This window comes from Prochlorococcus sp. MIT 1201, assembly GCF_047303415.1.
GTDB classification, from domain to species: domain Bacteria; phylum Cyanobacteriota; class Cyanobacteriia; order PCC-6307; family Cyanobiaceae; genus Prochlorococcus; species Prochlorococcus marinus_D.
In genome coordinates this window covers 90,942-111,972 of the sequence record NZ_CP138947.1, presented here as the reverse complement: position 1 = coordinate 111,972, position 21,031 = coordinate 90,942, and the positions used below count along the sequence as shown (strand labels likewise).

Sequence of the window (21,031 nt, the reverse complement as noted above, 5' to 3'; positions counted from 1 at the left end):
CCCAATGATGGAAGACCTCAAGAGAGTGACTAGTAAATAAGTTCACCGCTGAGATGAACCACATTTGCAGATGTACGGCACTCGAATCACCAGCGGCTGTGGGTGTGATCGGCGCTGATGGCAATAGCGACAGCAGCGATCAAGATATCGGCGGCGACTATTTCCAAGATCCGCTCACCGGTTAAAGCAAAGCAACAATAAAGCTTGTTGCAAGAAACATCCTTTTTATACCCAAAAAATATATTTAACTGGCTTGGCCAGTGCACTTTTGAGCTATTCAATAGTGCGAAGTCTTGCCTTCCTATTCATACAACCCAATCAATAACCTTATATATCATAGCCGCCTAAAGATTGTGCTTATTCAAGGGTCGGATATGAAACGAGTCATGGTAGGTCCTATAACTCTCAATCAATAATCACCAAGGTAGGCAAAGCTGATGGATTCAGTTCGAACTGCAGTCAAATGAATATTTCCATGGTCCCATGCTAAGACTTCGAAATCCAAGGCAGTCTCAAGTGGAGTTAGAGGAGCCCCCCCTCCCTTTAGGTTCTTCTGGAGTGCATTAATCAAGGTGGCCTCCCAGCCCTCAAAATCGCTAGCGGAAGGCCGTTGTTCGTGGTTCACCAGGCCGCCAAGGCCAGAGAAGCGTTGATGAAGATTCAGGTGTTATTTGGATGTAGTGAGCCTCATCAATAGCGCTGGTGAGACCCATGAGCTGCTTTCTATGGCTCCATCACTTATTAAAGCTGGATCGATGGTGAGTGGGTTAGAGCAAGGCTGGAGATAGCTTGAGAGAGGTTCTGGTCTCCCTCGAGGATCGATTAAAACCACAAGTAAAATCCTGTCAATACGACCATTTGATGACGTGACAGATCTGATGACGATACAAGAGCTCTCAGCCGCTGGTCGCCATCAAGAATGCCTGCAGGCTTGCCAAAATTCCTTACAGGTCAATCCAGAAGAGATCTATGCCTATAAGTACGCAGGAAAATCACTACTTGCTTTAGGACAATTTGAAAAAGCGCAGCAATGCCTGGTTAAAGCTCATCAACTCGATAGCAATGATCCTGAAATCGTGAAGGATATTGGCAACATTTTCAATGCTCTCCAAAACGACGCGGAAGCGATAAGGCTTTACAAGGCTGCTTTATCGATCGATCAGAATTACGCACCAGCAATCAACAATCTTGGGTTAATCGCTAAGCGACAGGGAAACCTAGAAGCAGCAGAACAATTAGTCAAAAAAGCCAGAGATTTAGATCAATCATTCGCTCCGTATCACATGAACCTGGGCGGCATCTACCAAGATCTCGGGCAGCTCGATCAAGCTCTTGCATCAACCCTTAAATCCCTAGAGCTCAAGCCTGATAACCCGGATGCCCTCATGAACCTGGGCGGGATCTACAAAGATCTCGGGCAGCTCGATCAAGCTCTTGCAGCAACCCTGAAATCCCTAGAGCTCAAGCCTGATAACCCGGATGCCCTCATGAACCTGGGCGGCATCTACAAAGATCTCGGGCAGCTCGATCAAGCGCTTGCAGCAACCCTTAAATCTCTAGAGCTCAAGCCTGATAACCCCACTGCCCACATGAACCTGGGCGGCATCTACCAAGATCTCGGGCAGCTCGATCAAGCGCTTGCAGCAACCCTTAAATCCCTAGAGCTCAAGCCTGATAACCCCACTGCCCACATGAACCTGGGCGGGATCTACAAAGATCTCGGGCAGCTCGATCAAGCGCTTGCAGCAACCCTTAAATCCCTAGAGCTCAAGCCTGATAACCCCACTGCCCTCATGAACCTGTGCGGGATCTACAAAGATCTCGGGCAGCTCGATCAAGCTCTTGCATCAACCCTTAAATCCCTAGAGCTCAAGCCTGATAACCCGGATGCCCTCATGAACCTGGGCGGGATCTACAAACATCTCGGGCAGCTCGATCAAGCTCTTGCATCAACCCTTAAATCCCTAGAGCTCAAGCCTGATAACCCGGATGCCCTCACGAACCTGGGCGGGATCTACAAAAATCTCGGGCAGCTCGATCAAGCTCTTGCAGCAACCCTTAAATCCCTAGAGCTCAAGCCTGATAACCCCACTGCCCACATGAACCTGGGCGGCATCTACCAAGATCTCGGGCAGCTCGATCAAGCTCTTGCATCAACCCTTAAATCCCTAGAGCTCAAGCCTGATAACCCGGATGCCCTCATGAACCTGGGCGGCATCTACAAAGATCTCGGGCAGCTCGATCAAGCTCTTGCAGCAACCCTGAAATCCCTAGAGCTCAAGCCTGATAACCCGGATGCCCTCATGAACCTGGGCGGGATCTACAAAGATCTCGGGCAGCTCGATCAAGCGCTTGCAGCAACCCTTAAATCTCTAGAGCTCAAGCCTGATAACCCCACTGCCCACATGAACCTGGGCGGCATCTACCAAGATCTCGGGCAGCTCGATCAAGCGCTTGCAGCAACCCTTAAATCCCTAGAGCTCAAGCCTGATAACCCCACTGCCCACATGAACCTGGGCGGGATCTACAAAGATCTCGGGCAGCTCGATCAAGCGCTTGCAGCAACCCTTAAATCCCTAGAGCTCAAGCCTGATAACCCCACTGCCCTCATGAACCTGTGCGGGATCTACAAAGATCTCGGGCAGCTCGATCAAGCTCTTGCATCAACCCTTAAATCCCTAGAGCTCAAGCCTGATAACCCGGATGCCCTCATGAACCTGGGCGGGATCTACAAACATCTCGGGCAGCTCGATCAAGCTCTTGCATCAACCCTTAAATCCCTAGAGCTCAAGCCTGATAACCCGGATGCCCTCACGAACCTGGGCGGGATCTACAAAAATCTCGGGCAGCTCGATCAAGCTCTTGCAGCAACCCTTAAATCCCTAGAGCTCAAGCCTGATAACCCGGATGCCCTCATGAACCTGGGCGAGATCTACCAAGATCTCGGGCAGCTCGATCAAGCGCTTGCTTTTCTGACAAAGGCTATGAAAAGCGAGAAAACGAAAGAGAACGCAGCAGTCGAATTAGCCCGAACTTATTACTATCTTGGTAATTACCGTGACGGGGTAAAGGCAATAAGTAATATCTCTAGCAAGAAATCAGGCAATCTTCTTCTTTCCCTTTACCTGTGTCTGAACGAGAAGCTCGAATTCAACCGATGCGCCAAAGATTTAATAAGCAAGCAATGGCTTGGCGAGCAAGGTGTCGCAGCAATAGATCACGCCAATATTTTATATGGTCAAATGCTAGATAATGGGCTGGATGGAACCAGTCTCGATTCTGTTTTTGTTCAGCCCATTAATAAGCAGGAATTCTCTGATGCGCTGATTCAGGAAATATTGATTCGACTTTCAAGCGGATCGTTGCAATCAAGAGTTCAGGGGCATCTAGCCAACGGCTTGCAAACATCTGGAAATATTCTCGATTTACCTGAAAAGCCATTTCAAGTACTTAAAGAGCTACTAGTTCAAAAGATCGACAACTACAATCAAACATGCGATATCAATACCGACAAAAATTTTAGGGTCAACTGGGAGAAGAATCTATACCTCCTAAGAGGGTGGGCAATCGTCATGGATAAAGGCGGAAATCTTAAGTCTCATAACCATGAAACTGGATGGCTAACAGGAACTTTCTATTTGCAAATGCCAGAAGAAGGTGCCAATGCAGATGAAGGCGCTATTGAATTCAGTCATCAAGGCCCAAAATATCCTAGAGGAACTTCAGCATTCGAAAGAAGAGTAATCCGGCCGAGCGCTAGAGACTTAAATATTTTTTCCTCAGCGCTTTTTCACAGGACTCTGCCCTTCCAGTCTGAAACGCAAAGAATTTGCATAGCATTCGACGTCAGTAGAAATGAAAAGCTTTGGGAAGCATCCTATTAGTATTTGAAATAATCGCCGCGCGATTCATGAATCAACAATCATCTTTTGAAAGTGAGGCAATACATTTGCGTACGTTGTGCCTGGCGAATCAAAAGAATTGCATCCACTAGCTCTTTATTGCGCGCAAGGCGCCCGAGCCAGAAAAGCCTAAGGAGGACCCAAAAGCACCCCACCCCCTAAGGGTGTAGAACTAACGCACGAATAGGGATTGGCAGGAGAATGAAATAAGGAAGCTCTCCGGCACTTCGGTCATTGCTCATACATGCCCCGACCCTTAGGGGATTGGGCTCCTGAACCTCATCCTGGTGACTTGATTCAATCATTGCTCCCAGCCTGATCAATTGGGAGCTATGGGCTTTCAGAGCCGCGCTTTGTAACCCCTGAGGCAAGGAAAGGGAGCAATGCCCGAAAGGCTCCTCTGTTTCTCATCGCCTCAACTTGATCTCACGCAAATCCCATTGGTGGAAATTCGGCCTTACCAAAACCCTTAGGCACACTTTTAGACACAGAGGCGTTTTGCACTAACCAACAGACCCTTCAGATCGGCTGTCCTGGAGCAATAAAGGAGGGGCCTTCCAGCCCCCATGAGTCATTTGGGTGATAAGGCTGACCTCACCCCATCTCCCTTATTAGGGTCAGGCAGCCACGAGGGCAGGAATCCTAGTCAGGTATTGAATACTCAAAGGAATTTCAAGGAGTATGTGGTTGTGCGCGGGAGCGGTAAGCAGTAATTTTATCCCGAGTTTTATCCCGAGCATTGGCCAACGCTTGGCAAGCTGGTTTCCGGGCTGCCGTTCGTACCAACCGTCGTGGCTGGGGGGTCTCAAACCACTACGGCAAAGTCCGACTCAAGCTCCAGTTCCCTAACACTGGCAACTGGCCTGCCAACGCTGCTGCCACTCTTCCCTACCCATGGGCACCTGGATCCATCAATGAGGTGATCCAGCTCTGCAATTTGATCTATGGCCCAGTGATGGCTGGCCAACTGACACTGAAGAAAGCGATCGACGATGCCTTATCAGGAAGCGATCAAAAGCAAGATCTTGTCGTGAGCCCATGGCCTGTGATCGCCGAGGCCTTTCGCCACGACAAGCTCACCATGCGCAATCAGATCAAGGCCGCCACCTATCAAGCCAGTTATGGCAGATACCTAAAGATCGCCCTGCAGTTCCTGAGCGGTCGCAATCAACCGCAAACAGGCAAAGAGCTCGCCGACAAAGTCCTTATACATAAGAGAACAAACCAGAAAGCAGGCGTGAGATTTGGGGAGCCTCTTAAGCCGTGGATCAACATGCCGGCCAGCAGGCTCGAATGCAGCCTGGCCCTCAAACTTTTCCTTGAATTCGCCGTGCATGAACACAGGCAATCCCAGTGCTGGTTGATCAGCCCACGTGAATACGAAAAACTCCGCGGCAGCTCAGCTAAAAGGAGAATCAAGGCGACCTTATCTGATGCTGAATGCTTGCAACTATTCGAGCTCCTAGAAGAAGGTTGGGCGAATGTGGCCAGACTGCTGCGGGTGTTCGGTCTACGGATGTGGGAAGTGAACTGCCTGATCGTTCGAACCAATGCCGACGGTGAAGCTCAGCTCTTTTGCAGCCAGGGCAAGGTCTACACAACACGTGGCGTGAAGAGATCAAATGAGCCCCGCTGGCTTGAGGCCGTTCCCGTAGCCGGCCAGAGTTTTGAGCTTGTGGGTCAAATCCAGCGCTGTGAGCTGAAGCTACCGATCGGCAGCGATGGCAATCGCATGGAAATCACTGGTGCCAACCTGGGAAAAACCCTGCGCCGTTTGCCCTATTGGCAGGAGCTGGTGAAACAGAAAGCCGCGCAAGGCGAATGGCTGAGGCCCTATAGCTTCCGCGACACCTATTCACTCGTGTGCGAATCGATGCAGGTGCACAAGGCTGATCTTTGCGCAGCAATGGGCCACTCAGAAGAAGTTCACAACCGCAGCTACAGAACCACCAGCTTTCGCACAATGCGTGATTCGTTCAAGCAAGCCTTTGGCTAGTCAGCCAAATGAATAGGGATGACTGGAGCCCAATGATGGAAGACCTCAAGAGAGTGACTAGTAAATAAGTTCAACGCTGAGATGAACCACATTTGCGGATGTACGGCACTCGAATCACCAGCGGCTGTGGGTGTGATCGGTGCTGATGGCAATAGCAACAGCAGCGATAACGACATTGCTGGCACTGAATTCCAAGATCCGCTCTCGGCATAAGCGCTGAAAGCCAACGACCAGGCTGCCAAGCAGAGGCAAGGCTAAAAAGCTCAAAGAAAAAGGCTCAAAGGCAAAAAAGCAGCTCTCGCAAGGTTTTAGTCATCTCTTCTTCTAACTCATACTCAACAGCATCACGGCAGTGAATCGATAAGTCTTCTGGCAGAGGATTGCCTGAGCTAAGCGATTTCCCCTAGAAATAGGCTTGAAATTGTGCCGATCAACCGCTTGTAAGGTGCTACCCCCCGCCAATACTGATCTTTTGGCCAGGGAGCTGAGCGGGCTCCTTGATGGATCAGCCTGCCTGCAGATCAAGCTGCTGGCTGTGGGTGGGGTAGAAGCAGGCCAAAGGCAAGGGCGTAGGAATAAGCAAGGGCAAGGCCAAGCGAATGAGCATCGCCAAGGGCACGGTCTAGCGCTAAGCCGCTGGCGAGGCTTGCGGCGATGAGCAGCCTCGATCACAGCAACGAACAAGACGATCAGGCCAGCATCAATGCAGGCCAAGAAAGCTTTGCGGCTGATGGAGAAGCAACAAATAACAGCAATAGCAGCGCAACCAGCGTTAGTAGCAGCAGCCTTGATCCAGTTCTCAGCTTGAGCCCACCTATTAGCGTTGCAGCAGTAACAACGCCAATCGCAGCAGGTCTATCAGCAAATTCTGTCGTTGCCGCAACAGTTGCAGACCCTGTAGACACCACTCCACCTCAATTGAAAATGAGTGTGGGTGGCTGGGAGGATGGGCCACTGACATTTGATTATCCAACTACCGATAAAGTTGGAACGCTTGGGTTTTATTTCGACGAATCCATTGAGCTAGGGGAGAATGGCTCGATAACTCTTACAGATAATAATGGATATAACAATGAGATTGCATTTTATTCCACTAATCCATCAGGGCCATGGCCAGATTATGTTTATACAACGCCAGGAATAGAAGTCTACAACGGATCTAGCTCTGGTGGCAGGATAAAAATTGAATTACCTTGGGCTCCCAGCCGCTTTGTTGATGATCAAAGAGTAGATTTCCAATCAATCAATTTCGAACCAGGCACTGAATATCAACTTACATTTAGTGATGATGCAATTAAAGATCAAGCAGGTAATTACTGGCAAGGGCTAGATGATGGCACTACATTATCATTCAAGATAGAAGAACGGAATGATGAAGATTCGCCAGTTTGGCAACCAGATTACAATCTATCAAACAATGCACAATACGTTGATACTTCATTGGAATGGATGCCCATTGAATTTAATGAGGCAGTAGAAAGAGGCAGTGGATATATCACGCTAAGCAATGGCTCTGATGACGTAAGACAAATAGACGTGAGCGATGCTGAACAATTATCAATAGAAATCACTGATGGAGATTATTACAATTTTACAACAGACGTAAGATTCAAGGTTGGAGAAGAACTCAAGCCAAATGAGAGTTACTTTGTACTGATCGACGAGACAGCCATTAAAGATATATCCGGCAACTATTATGCTGGCATTCAAGATCCAACAGAATGGAATTTTTCAACCGAAGGAATAGATCTTGAGGCCAATAATACAACCGCTGCAGTGATTGAATATGTTCATTCAGTTGATGATCCCAATAACAAACTGGCCAGTAATTTTTCCAATTCTAGCGATGTAGACTGGGTAAAATTGATAGTAGAAGAAGATAGAAATTATACGATTGCAATTAAAAACGAAGAGATTTACACCAATGGCTCTAACAGTGACCGGCCAACCCCAACACAAGGCGCTGCTGTTTTTGAGCTTTTGGATAGCGATGGTAACTTATTGAGCGGTGAAAAGATAACCACAACAGAGCAGAATCTAGAAGCCGGAACATATTATGCACAAGTATCCTGGGAACGAGATCATAGGCCCTGGAATGCCTACTACGAATTAGAAATAAGTGCTGACGCAACACCTCCTCTATTATATGTTGCAAGTACAAATAACAAGAGCAATGATGTAGATCCAAAGAGTAGGATTGAATTTAGTTTTGATGATCAAGTTTTTGCCGGGTCAGGTAATCTCATAATTTCTAATGACAATGGCGATACAATCGAGATTGATATCAATGACCCTGATCAAGTTACAATAAAGAATAATCTCATCGTCGTTAACCCCTCTTCTCCACTAAGAGAAAATGCAGCCTATACGATCGGCTATGGCAAAGGAGTTATTCTTGATGGAACCAGAAATAGCGCTGCACTTGAAAACCAATCAGCATTAAAGTTCAATACTGGTACAACAAAAGAATCAACAGCACAATTAACACATGCATTAGCGATTCCACGCACCTGGACAGGGAATGATCTCAATGGAGGAGCCGATAGTTATCAAGAGGTTGCTCTCTACTTTGATCAATCATTAAGTCGCTTTAATGATACTCCTCTAGATGCATTTAATGTGAATGTCAATGGAGAAGATGTTGCACTCAAGAGTTATCGAATCGTTGATAATGTCGTTTACCTTAAAACTGATACCAATATAGAAACGGGGCAAACTCTTCAGGCAGGCTATACACAACCGCAAGCTAGCCAAGAGCAATTGCAATCGATTACGGGAAACAATATCGGATCAATTGCAAATACAAACGTTTCAAACGAAATTGATCATGCAATTACCCAAGGAACTGTTGAGCCGTTAACAGAGTGGAGGTCAACAGGTTATCTAGAAGCGAACGAGCGCAAAGTCTATTCTTTCACATATACAGGCCAAGATAGCGGGAATATAGAGCCATACTCACAATCTCTGGTATCTAAAACTTATTATGATAGCGAAGGCTTGATGGTTGAGAATGAGAGCGAATATGAATCAGGATCTGGTTGGAATGGTGGGGAGAATCCAATCGATAAAATGGAGAATGGCAAGCAATATTATCTTGTTGTAGGTGATATTAATTATCAGAGCGATCAAGCAATATATGAAGCAAACAATAGGGAGAACGTTAGTAGTGAAAAAGGCATCCCCTTCGTTATTGGTAACAATGTAAAGGCGGATCCATTTGATCAACTGATCGTTGGCAGATCATATAAGCATGATCTTGGCAAGGTAACGGGTGAACAAAGCTATGGATTCGCAGGGACGAATCCTTATTTAACGCTTTACCAAGATAAACCTGATAAGTACTTGTTGACCTTCGAAACGGATGCGACTGCAGAGCATTCGATTAATTTAATTAGAGATGATTTTATTGATGAGAATTATTTGTCAATGGAGTTGTCAGATATTCAAGGCAACTCCGTAGCAAGCGTCTTTGAATATGGATTGAATGGTCTCCCAAGAACCAGTGGAGACTTCGCAACTAAATTGGAATTAGATGGCATAACAGCAGGTAAGTATCTACTTGAAATCAACCATTCAACAAATGCGGATAAAATAGATGGTATTTATGGCTTGCATTTTGATGCACCGCCGCCACTTACGATAGATCAGGCAGATGAAGAAGGATCTTCTCATGCCCTACAGCTTGGCAGTGTCGATGAAAACACAATACTTTTATCAAAAGCAATTAATGATGCCACTGATGTTGATCGCTATAGATTCTCAATTGATCAAGATACAAAGGTAAACGAAGTTGTTCTAGAATTTGACCATAGCCAAGCTGACCTTCAATTAGCGCTACATCAAGCTGATCGCGATCAGCCTATTTACACCTCAGAATCAGACCCTTATTTCTTAAGTAAATGGAATGGAAGTGAATATATCATTCCAAAATCGTTTCCTGTTGCGGAATCTGATTGGATAGAATCGATTAGCCTAGCTAACTTGCCGCAAGGTTCATATGATCTGGTTGTATCAAGCCCAAATAATGAGGCTGGATTTTATGATCTTAGCTTTAAGCCAACAGCAAGCAAAGATAGCCCTGAATGGTATGAAAGCTACGATAGGCTGTTGCAAGTCGGCCATGTTGGCCCTGATAATCCCCATGACAACCCAAGCCTAAGATGGGATGTTGATGCAATCTATGGATCTGGAAATGATACATTAAAAGATGCAGTATATTTAGGAGAACTAAAGCCTGGGCAATCCACATTAGGCCAATTTTCAATCAATACATCAGATGATGTTGATTATTATATTTACAAACACCCTGATGATCGCGCGCTCAATGTTGATCGATTAGAAGTTAAATTTAATCGTGGCTCTGGCCCCTTAAATGTAATTGAAGGTGGTATCCGGCCCCATTCAAGTCAACCATGGATATCGCAGGGTATAGACAGTCAGCGCTATTACGCTGACACCCATCTTTCCGCGGATGGGATCATTGGAAATGGGCTTCAGTTAACCGGCCTTGACGATGATTCTGAGCTAATCCTCAACAACAACTCAAGCGATCCTTCTCGTGCACCATCATATGGTGTCATCAGAGTTTCTGGAGTCGATGGTGCGACCAATTCATATACAATTGAAGCCCAGACAAGTTATAGTGATTTAGAAGTAAATCTCAAAAAAGACAAAGAAGATCAAAACAATGTGGAGTCGATTATTGATTTAGTAATAACAGAAAATGATAGAACAATGGGTGGGACTGGAAATCGAGTTGTTACAGGAAAAACAATAGACAATGCAAACGATATTGATAAATATAAATTTAGTTTATTGGCAGAAGGAACGGCTCAGGATTTTGTTTTTACAGATTTAGCCGGCCTTAAAGGTCAAGAAGTCAACCTGCTTGAAGCTGATGGAACAACATTCATAAAAGCAGCAGAATATGCCAAGTCAACGGGGTCGGGAAGTTATGGCCAGATCGAAATTGATTCAAGAACTATCATTCCGCTGGATGGGCTTGCCGCAGGCGATTATGTAGTCGAGCTCAAATCAGATGTTCCCACGAAATATTCGATTGGCATTGGCGAACATTCAAATATAAAGGAATATACCCAAGAGATATTTGGAGCTGATGTATACGATAGCAATAACTTAGGTAATCAGAAATTAGAAAATGCTGTAGACCTTGGAGTGATCTCAGATGGCTTCAAGCTTTCAAATCTAACATTACATTCAGCAGAAGATATTGATTATTATAAGTTTCAAGTTAGTGATACTACAAACAATAATGGAGATGTCTCATACAGTACAGATGAGCTGTCATACGGGGTTCTTGGAAACAATTACAGCCGCCCGTATGGCGGACATGCAATCGGAGATTATTCTTATAAATCGAGTGCGGATAGAGCTTCTAACATTAGCCAGTTTAGAAACGATATTACAGAAATAACAGCATCTGTTACAGATGGGGCTGATATAAGTATCAGGATATTCGACGAAGATGGGATTGAATTTGGTCCTGGTACAGAAGTAGTAAGCCCTTATGCCCGAGGCCACCTTAGTGTTGACGAAGACGGGAATAACTATCACCTACCTTTTGTAGCCCCTATACGCTCTGTTGGACCCACAGAAAGTATAACGCCAGATTCTTGGTGGCCAGAGGAATATCAACAACTTAAGGCAGGCAAAGACTATTATCTTGAAATAGCAGGAGATTTATCTCGTTTTTATACGGACCGATTTACAGGTATAGAAAATAGAGAGCGTTATGAAATCGAATTTAGCCTGCCAGCAGGGCCATTGCCTCCTGAGACTTTCTTCCCCGATAAAGATAGGTTTGAAGGCGATAATAGAAACGACACGCCAGAAACAGCAACTCCGTTAGGCGATCTTGTTAGTGGATTCATTACGGATCTAACATTTGATGGTGAAGAATTAGCCTTAACCCATAAACCACCAGATAATGGGCTCTGGGGTAGTGGTGGGTTCAGCTCGCATGTGTATTTCAATAATGGGCCATTTAACCCTACAGGTAAGCCATTGGATCTGCATCCCCGCGATGCTCAAGTGCAGAATGCACTTGATCACGAATGGAAGCATGATGTTGATGTTTTTACGTTCAATTTAGTCAACGATGCATCGAGGTGGCATTCGATTGATATTGTTGATTCAAGCAGTGAGGAAGTCGTTGGGACTCCTGAAATATGGACATCAGACTTTTCAGAAAGAATACAACAACCTTTTCCTGGATGGCGCGACGAAAGCACTGGCACCTGGCATGGAATGCCAGCGGGTGAGTATGGATTAGTCGTTAGAAGTGATAGTTTTGGAAATCATTTATATAATACTTCCGATGAAAATCTTGATTCATACGCTATTAGTATTAACCTAGATCAGGATGATCCAAGGATTGGTATAACGATTGATCCAACGACTGGAATGCGCTATGGTGATAGCCATGAAGGGCTAGTAGGCAACGATACGTTTGAAACGGCAACAGAAGCCTTCAATGCAAGTGATATATACCAAGGAGTTCAGGATTCAACCACTGGCAGTTTGAATCACAAGCTAGATGACGATTGGTACAAATTTTCGATTGAAGACAATACAGAAAAAACAACAATTTTTGTTGCCCGGCCCGATAAAACATATGAAAATAGAAACAATGTAGATACTTTCCTGCTCAATGCTGACAAACAGGTCTTAGCAGAAGGTTTTCGCTATGATAACTATAGGTCTGAAAAAGAGATAAACTATCTTAACTATCTCGTAGAAGAAAATTTAGGTCCTGGAGAATACTATTTAAAAATACAACCAAATCAAGCTCAAAGAGTCATTGAAGGCGATAAGGATTTTGGAGACTATACAGTTAATATCCAGAACATATATGCTGATCCACTTCCTGCCGATAGGTTTGAACATAATGATGTTTTATATGATGGTAGACCTTATGTGCCTTCTCCTGTTGATCCGCAAGCGACTCAAGCAATAACCCCGCTGGGCCTAATACATGAACATGAAGATGGATCGCCTGTAATAGTTGATGACCTAACTCTGGAAATCCAGCATGAAGAAGATCTGAGATTTTATATACCACCTGATCCTGAATCGGAATCAAAATACCGCTGGAATTCAGCCAAAGTTCAATGGGAATCAACAGCAGCCGACGACCGCTGGAATCAAGCCGTCGAAGTCAATGGGGCTGCTGACAAGGATCCGAGTTGGTTTTACAATAAAGAACGCGAAGTAATTGGGGGTGCAACGGATCCTGGTTGGTTTTACAATAAAGGATCGTTTGATACTTATTCTTTAACTCTCAATCATTGGCCAGATATTGATGATAATATTACAATCAATTCTCTTGATGGTCGTAATACACCCAAAATACAATTAAGTTCTAATGATATTACTCCTACTCGAGAGCAGGGAGTTTGGGATAGAAATGGAAGTCATTCTCCAACACTCATAAATTATGGTGAATATGAACGCCCTCATTGGTATAATCCCATTAACCACGGGCTTAATTCATATTGGCGTTTCAGAGGAACTACGGGGCGCGGTGCTGTTGAAGAAGGCGCGGATGGAAGTGCCAGCATTGTTCTTGACGGAAGTGGAAATTATAAGGGGGGGAGATTAGGGAAACCACCATTAGGGCCTGGAGAGTATATTTTACAAGTAGGGCAAGGCCCGAGAGGAGACTATTCTCTCGAATTTAATGGGCCACCAAATCCAATTCAAGGAGATAAAAATGATCAACGCGATGTTTTTGACACAGCTGAGAATGCTGTAACGCTTGACCAATCATCTAATCAAACTATTTATGAAGAATCAACGATCCATTATGCACGCGATAAAGACTTTTACAAATTTATTTTGCCGCGAGATGGAGTTGCATCTCAATCAATAGAAATCGTTACTGAACATGAATCAACACAAAACAAACTTCAATTTGCTGGCGGTAGTGATCAACTAAATCTTGCTGGCTACTCGGCAGGAGAGCACATTATTAGTGTTGTTTACGATGAAGCTCAAGGTGATTTCGGATCAAATCCGATTGCTTATTCTGTAGTTGCAAACAACATAGCTGAAGATTATCATCTTTACGCTGATGACTTATATGAAACTCTTGAAGATGAAAATGACAACGTAGATTTAGGCGTAGTTGATGGTATCCTTCGATTAGAAGATCAGGCTATAATTTTAAATGATATCGACAATCGCGCGTTTACGATTACTGGAGATGGCTCAACAGATCAAGGCATAGGAATCAGGTTCGATCGTCAAGATGGAGATCTCAAACTCGAGCTAGTACAAAAAGATAACCAACAAGTGATCAATACAGCAGATTCTGTTGCTTATGCTCAACCAACTGACGATGAGTGGATTTCTCTTGAAGGCTTATCAGCAGGAACCTATCAGGCAAGGGTTTCAGGAATGCCTACGAACTATGATTTTGAATTGATTACAAGTTCAGACCATCTTAACTCTCAGGCTTATTATCAAAATAGCAGCATAGAAAATGCAGTCGCGATTACAGGCTCATTCGTTGATCAGATTCGCCATCATGATGGCGAACCCAATACTGAGTTGGGGCAAGTATATGATACTAATTCAATCGCATTAACCTCTTCAGCATTACGCAATAGCCAAGGCGAGCTTAAGAATTTGTCTTTTGCTGAAGACAATTTCACTGATTATTATAAGTTCTCTACAGTATTTAAATCTCGCCCTCATTGGCTTGAAGAAGAAGAGGATTACATACAAGTTGATTTTTGGGACCAACTAGGAAATATTGATCTTGAATTATTGAGTTCAGAGGGCGATGAAATCATTGATTATTCACACGGTTTTGGCAATAGCGAACGTATCGACTTATTGAATCTGCCTGCTGATGACTACATCATCAAGATTATAGGAAGAGGGCAAAACAACAACTATTCCCTTCATTATGATTTGCCAACTAAAAATCTCTTGCAAGAGGCTAATTTAAATAATTCAACAACCCAAGAAGAGATAGAACGAGCACTACAACAACACAAAGATGATCTTGCCTACGAACCTGAGGCTACGCGTAACGAAGAAGAATTGAATCGAATCAAATCAGTTTTCAAATCTTTCTATGGATACATGCCAACAGGTATATATAACCATCAATTCAAGGATGTCTATGAAACTCTCAGCCCTGACAATCGAGAAGATTGGTACAAGTATACAATTACTGATCCAATAAACGCTGATAAGAGTGTAGGCGCTTATCTAGATTACAACTCGGGTGATGGCCGCTTAAGACTAGAGGCTTTTCGATTAAATCCCGATGATCAAACATTAAACCCCATATATTCTCCTCATTGGGAGAGGACTCGAGATCAGAATGTAGAGGGTTCTGGTAACGGCCAGGAATTTATCTCAGCAGGCAGGAAAATGCCACTTGCACAACCTGGCACATATTATTTCAGAGTTAGCAGCTACGATCATAGATGGGCTGATGGAGTTAAAGACGTAACTCCATATAGATTTGCTTTTCTTACTGGCAGAAAAGGACAATATTTTGAAAGCGAAAGACGATATCCATGGAATGATGATATCAATATTGAGCCACTTGGCGATGTTTATGATGACCAACATTCAAATGATAGTTTTAATTCATGGCAGGATCCTGATCCGTTCAATTTTGATGATTACAATTTTGAGCTCGATCAATTAATAGATTCCGGCAAATTTGTAGGCAAGCAGCAACTGACTCATACAGCAATCCATGACCTAAGTGATAGAGATATTTATCAGTTCTCGATGCGTGACTCAGGCAACGAGCATCACTATATCAAGGCAGAGTTTGATCAATGGGATATGGATTTGGATCTATACCTATATGATCAAAATAATAAGGAGTTTTTACAAGCCATAGAAACAGAGCATGGCTACAAGAACGGCGAAAATACAAGCGAAGCGAACTCTCCTTATCCATTTTATATAGACGGTTCTTTTAGTAATTCAGATAACGAGGTGATTTCGCTCCATAATCTCCCTGTTGGCGACTATTTCCTTAGAGCTGAAGCCAGGTCTCAATACTATAATTCAGCTGACTATGATTTAACCTTTAATCTACCTATAAAGACAATAACTGCTGATCCTTACGAAATTAATAACAGCCCAGAGACAATCTTTGATCTAGGTGCCTTTACAGGCACTCGCTACCAACAACAATTATCCATTCATGACAATAATGATGTTGACTACATAGGCTTTGAAACCAAGCATGACGGGATTGAAACAGATTTCATTAAGCTCGATTACATCCAAAACGATGGTGTATTGCAATTTGATTTGATCGACCGCGATAGCCAGCAACTGATCGCTTCTTCAACACAAAATTCTAAAGGATCGTTCTTATCTCTAGAGGATGTTGCTGCAGGCAAGTATTCAATTAAAGTTAGTGGTACTGATTTAGAGGGCCCTGATGTAGATAATCCTGACTCCAATACTAATAATAAGGCTAAAAATAATTATCAAATTAAATATCATTTGCCTATGGATCCAGATCGCAAGGATGCGTGGCAGTTCTTGTATTACTTTCCTGCTTATATAGATATTGATATTCATCAGACGATTAATTATTTAGAAGGCCAGATCAACAATTTCGAATTATCCGATGATGTTAATTTTGCAGTGATGTGGGATCAACCTAATTGGGTTGACTTGGATGATAATTCTGCAACAGGCTCTGGAGAGCCAATTAAATGGAATACTGTTGGCCGCTCCCTGCTGCGCGGCGATGGCCATCAAGATTGGATTTCATCTGATTTTGAAGTATTAGATGAAAAGAGTATGGGTGACCCTAAAACATTAACTGATTTTATTAAATGGGCTAATCAACAAGCCCCAGCAGAAAATCAGGCCTTAGTGATTCATGGCCATTCCAGTGGCCTTCAATCCATTATTTCTGATAATGAGGCTGGAGATCATCTCTATGTTGAGGAAGTTGCAGAATCTCTTGAGAAACTCAAACAAGAGGAATCGATTGATCTTGAAATATTGAGAATGGATGGTTGCCTTACAGGCACCTTAGAATTAGCCTATGAGTTAAAGGATTCTGCCCAGGTAACCATCGGCAGTGAAGCTATCTCTGGAGTTGGAAGTGGAAGATATGCCACCCATGCTCTCTCTCTGGTTGACAATCCGTATCAGATTGGACCTCAACAATTAGCCTCGTCCATTGTTGAGGATTACAAGGCCGGATATCGTAAAAATACATTGTCTGCGATTAATACTGATGACTTGGATGTATTGGCCGCAAAGATATCTGCTTTTGTTGATACAACAAAAGACTTACGTCTTATTGATCGCAACCGTATCGAAGTAGCCAGAGCATTTGCCGCTGAATATGACATAAGCGGGCCACAACCAGGTAATTATACAGCTGACCTCGGTTCCTTTATGGATGGTGTATACAGATCCTCTAAGTTGGATCAAACTGTTCGAGATGCTGCCCGAGAAGTTTTCTTGGCTGTAGAAGCGGCTGTTATCAACAAAAGTTTTGATTACCGAGGAAGTCGGGGCATTTCCATTTTCTATCCGCAGGGCGGACAAGAAAATAACCTCACATACATTGATAAGCATTCAAAATTTATTCAAGATACTCAGTGGGATCAATTTTTAAAAGCCCAAACTGGTGCAATTCCAACAGAATGGCTTGATACACCAGTTAATGATTGGTCTGCTAAAAATACCGTAGCTTCCGGAGCTTTTCATTTAGGCCGTCTCAGTGGCAATGATATTGATATCGACAGCTTGGCAATCGACGAAGGACTGTCTAAATACTTTAAATTTACGCTTGTTAATACTGGAGAAGCAGACACCGCGATCAAGCTCTTCACCTTAGAAACTGATGATGATTTGAAGGATCTTCAACTTAATCTCTACAGCACAGATGATCAAAGTGCACTTGAACTGCCTGAATCAGATGCTCATACGCTTAATTTGGCTGGCCTGGAAGTTGCCGAGTATTTATTAGAGATTAAAAATAATGGATTACCAATACCGAATGCCTCATTAAAATTCAACCTGCCGAATGATCCAACTCCATCATTTAATTACAACAACCTAGAAAACAAAGCGGCCAAATTAGGTGTGATTTCTGCTCCTACACTTGAGCTTGGCACAACCTCTCCTTCATCGGCAACAGAAGATGGCGAATGGCTTTACTACAACATAGAAACATCAGCGTTGTCGGGTATCCAGCAAAACATGAATGTCGAGGTGAATGTTGCTGACGGCGCAGAATATGAAGCCGCGATCCTTGATTCTAACAACAATGTTATTAGCACTGTTACTGGAACAGGCAGCAATAGCCTTGACTATTTAACTTCGGGTTCAGGAGAAGAATATACACTGAAGTTCAGGCAATTAAAGCCACAAGAATCCTCGGAGCAATCAGCATTAGCCCTGCCAGGTGCAAGTTCAACCTTCTCGCTCTTGTTTACTCCTGGAGAAGCAGAGGCTTCTTCTGTTAATGATGATGGAGAAGAACCCGTTAATGATGACAACGTAGAAGACCAGACAGCAGATGTAAGAACCAACCCCGACATAGCCAGTAGCTGGGCAGAGCACCTGGAGCGAACACTCGATAGTGATCTAGAACTGGGTTATAGCCTGCATTTAAAAGAAGGAACAGAAGCAGAGCAAGCAATAGCAAGAAAGCAATTAGCCGTTCTTGGTGATTCAGTTAAATGGAGTGATACCTACAGGTTGGATATCACGGCCAAGAGTCTTGCAGCTGGATACAACCTAGAAACAGCAGATATCACGATCAACTTTGATCCTTATCTGTTTAATGAGATCAAGGCATCTGATATCACCATTGGCGGGCAGCTACCCATCGCCAATGCGGTGCGCATCGATAATGATGTGGGAACCATCCGTATTGCTGCTGCAAGTCTTGGAGATCTAGATCCAGGTGATCTCTATGGAAACCATCTAACCGATGCCGGCGCGAGCATCGGCACTGATGCTGCTGTTTTGGCGTCGATCGATCTGAATTTCAATGAACTTAATCTTGCCGAACTCAATCAAAATTCAGATGGCAGCATCGACGATCTCAGCACACCACTGTTCTTTGGCTTGAGTGCCAATCAAGATGAAACTGTCTTCTCTAAAGCTTTAAACGATGAAAGTGGTTTTGCTAATCGCGAGATCAAGAGCCTGCGTGATCTTGGCGGTGATTTAGCTGTTGATGAAACCAAAGTCACCCTCTATGAGGCAACAATTAATCTAGAAGAACAAGGCGATGGCTTGATCTTAAGCAGTGATCTGGATATTGGCTCTTATAACTCAAAACAAACAAATTTGCTTCGATCAGGTGACACGATCTCAACAACAAGCACCTGGACGAACCTTGGCAATATCGAGGCGCAAAACATCCAAGTCACTGGCATCACCAACAGCAATGCAGAACTGGTAGCAAGCGAGAGTTATTTTGCCTACCAAGGCATCGGCGCAAACGGTGATCAGGTCACGCGCAACAGCCTCAACAGCGGCAGCTTTAGTTCAGACACAGGTGCATTCGACTCCACCGATCAAGAATCAGGCCAGTTGCATGCAGCGATCAAGATCACTGGTGCTGCAGGCAATGTGGTGGATCTCGGCTTAGGCATTGCCAGTTTGAAAGCTGATGGATCAGAGCTCTTCAGCAACCAAAAGGGCTCCAAAAACCTGATTACCTATCAAGGCGATTTGAATTACGACGGCCGGGTATCAATGAAAGATCTGGCTTATCTCAATGCTGGTGCTGCAAGACAACAACAAGCCAGTGAGGATCCCGATGCAGTGGATGCCAATGGAGATGGCTTTGTTGATGCCAGTGTGGCGCGAGGAGTGGATGCCAACTTTGATGGCCAGATCTCCATGGCTGATTTAGCTGTCTTGGATGCCGATTGGGGCCAAAGCCTGCATCAACAACCAATCAATGGGGCCAATGGAAGCCAATCAAGCTTTACCGGTTCTGATCAAATCTCCTGGGATCAACTCGATAATCAGGGAACAACAGGCGATGCCGCCTGGGATAACCAAGCTTTTAAAGATCAAAATGCCCTAGAAGCGGGTAATGACTTTGTTGAATCACTGGAAAACCCAACCGCTGTGGGTGTGATCGGTGCTGATGGCAATAGCAACAGCAGCGATAACGACATTGCTGGCACTGAATTCCAAGATCCGCTCTCGGCATAAGCGCTGAAAGCCAACGACCAGGCTGCCAAGCAGAGGCAAGGCTAAAAAGCTCAAAGAAAAAGGCTCAAAGGCAAAAAAGCAGCTCTCGCAAGGTTTTAGTCATCTCTTCTTCTAACTCATACTCAACAGCATCACGGCAGTGAATCGATAAGTCTTCTGGCAGAGGATTGCCTGAGCTAAGCGATTTCCCCTAGAAATAGGCTTGAAATTGTGCCGATCAACCGCTTGTAAGGTGCTACCCCCCGCCAATACTGATCTTTTGGCCAGGGAGCTGAGCGGGCTCCTTGATGGATCAGCCTGCCTGCAGATCAAGCTGCTGGCTGTGGGTGGGGTAGAAGCAGGCCAAAGGCAAGGGCGTAGGAATAAGCAAGGGCAAGGCCAAGCGAATGAGCATCGCCAAGGGCACGGTCTAGCGCTAAGCCGCTGGCGAGGCTTGCGGCGATGAGCAGCCTCGATCACAGCAACGAACAAGACGATCAGGCCAGCATCAATGCAGGCCAAGAAAGCTTTGCGGCTGATGGAGAAGCAACGAATAACGGCAATGCCAGCCCTGCTAACACGTCTGCTCCAAATAGCGAAGCCAGCAATCTGTCTGGCAATGGCAGTTCAGATGGCATGCGATTGGGGGGTCAGTTAATTGATACAAAAGCAGTTTTCCAACAAGCTAAGAAATTAGCTAATTGCCAGTTCGAACGGTTGGTGTTGTGGAGTTGTGAACCTGCTCAGAATTTAGGAAAGGTTCAAAAATTAAAAGCAATTACTGGTACAAAGATCATTAGCAGTCAACAACAAGTTACCGGAGATAATGCTGAAATCTATAGCAATAATATTACGAGGGTAAATCTCTTCTCCTTGGTGGTTGATCAAGACACATTAAAAAATTGGCAAGGTAACTTTGAAGGCCTAGTTGGCGAAAGTGATTTTTAGT

9 protein-coding genes are annotated in these 21,031 nt (G+C 44.4%); 8 read left to right on the top strand and 1 reads right to left on the bottom strand.

Features of this window, described 5'->3' with window-relative positions; translation table 11 throughout:
* The first annotated feature begins 53 nt into the window (after positions 1-53).
* Entirely contained in the window at positions 54-185 is a 132-nt protein-coding gene (locus SIB41_RS00455; RefSeq protein WP_413359567.1) for a hypothetical protein, read from the top strand.
* Between the two features lie 224 nt (positions 186-409).
* Here SIB41_RS00455 and SIB41_RS00450 read toward each other — a convergent pair whose 3' ends face one another.
* Positions 410-625, bottom strand: a complete 216-nt coding sequence (locus SIB41_RS00450; RefSeq protein WP_413359564.1) for a hypothetical protein — start codon at positions 623-625, stop codon at positions 410-412.
* 253 nt (positions 626-878) lie between these two features.
* On the opposite strand from SIB41_RS00450, the gene SIB41_RS00445 reads away from it, so the two are divergent.
* The 7 genes from SIB41_RS00445 to SIB41_RS00415 all read left to right on the top strand — a co-directional run bounded on the left by SIB41_RS00445 (position 879) and on the right by SIB41_RS00415 (position 21,030).
* The gene (locus SIB41_RS00445) at positions 879-3,884 is read left to right on the top strand and encodes a tetratricopeptide repeat protein (protein WP_413359562.1); all 3,006 of its coding nucleotides are present in this window, start codon (positions 879-881) and stop codon (positions 3,882-3,884) included.
* A 757-nt stretch (positions 3,885-4,641) separates the two neighbouring features.
* Positions 4,642-5,898, top strand: coding sequence for a hypothetical protein (locus tag SIB41_RS00440; protein ID WP_413359560.1), 1,257 nt, complete (start codon positions 4,642-4,644; stop codon positions 5,896-5,898).
* Positions 5,899-5,979: 81 nt separating this feature from the next.
* Positions 5,980-6,111 (top strand): hypothetical protein, encoded by a 132-nt coding sequence (locus tag SIB41_RS00435; protein ID WP_413359558.1) that lies wholly within the window; start codon positions 5,980-5,982, stop codon positions 6,109-6,111.
* Positions 6,112-6,343: 232 nt separating this feature from the next.
* Complete coding sequence (locus SIB41_RS00430; RefSeq protein ID WP_413359554.1) at positions 6,344-6,556, top strand: hypothetical protein; 213 nt, start codon at positions 6,344-6,346, stop codon at positions 6,554-6,556.
* Positions 6,553-20,103, top strand: a complete 13,551-nt coding sequence (locus tag SIB41_RS00425) for a clostripain-related cysteine peptidase (protein WP_413359556.1) — start codon at positions 6,553-6,555, stop codon at positions 20,101-20,103. Before SIB41_RS00430 ends, SIB41_RS00425 begins: the two co-directional genes overlap by 4 nt.
* A gap of 232 nt (positions 20,104-20,335) precedes the next feature.
* Complete coding sequence (locus tag SIB41_RS00420; RefSeq protein ID WP_413359554.1) at positions 20,336-20,548, top strand: hypothetical protein; 213 nt, start codon at positions 20,336-20,338, stop codon at positions 20,546-20,548.
* Positions 20,545-21,030 carry a hypothetical protein gene (locus tag SIB41_RS00415; protein ID WP_413359552.1) on the top strand — a complete coding sequence of 162 codons (486 nt, stop codon included), beginning with the start codon at positions 20,545-20,547 and terminating at the stop codon, positions 21,028-21,030. The genes SIB41_RS00420 and SIB41_RS00415 overlap by 4 nt, the downstream gene beginning before the upstream one ends.
* Position 21,031: the final 1 nt, after the last annotated feature.

Coding starts and splice junctions, on each gene's coding strand:
- SIB41_RS00455 (WP_413359567.1), top strand. CDS start 54: ATGAACCACATTTGCAGATGTACGGCACTCGAATCACCAGCGGCTGTG.
- SIB41_RS00445 (WP_413359562.1), top strand. CDS start 879: ATGACGATACAAGAGCTCTCAGCCGCTGGTCGCCATCAAGAATGCCTG.
- SIB41_RS00435 (WP_413359558.1), top strand. CDS start 5,980: ATGAACCACATTTGCGGATGTACGGCACTCGAATCACCAGCGGCTGTG.
- SIB41_RS00425 (WP_413359556.1), top strand. CDS start 6,553: ATGAGCAGCCTCGATCACAGCAACGAACAAGACGATCAGGCCAGCATC.
- SIB41_RS00415 (WP_413359552.1), top strand. CDS start 20,545: ATGAGCAGCCTCGATCACAGCAACGAACAAGACGATCAGGCCAGCATC.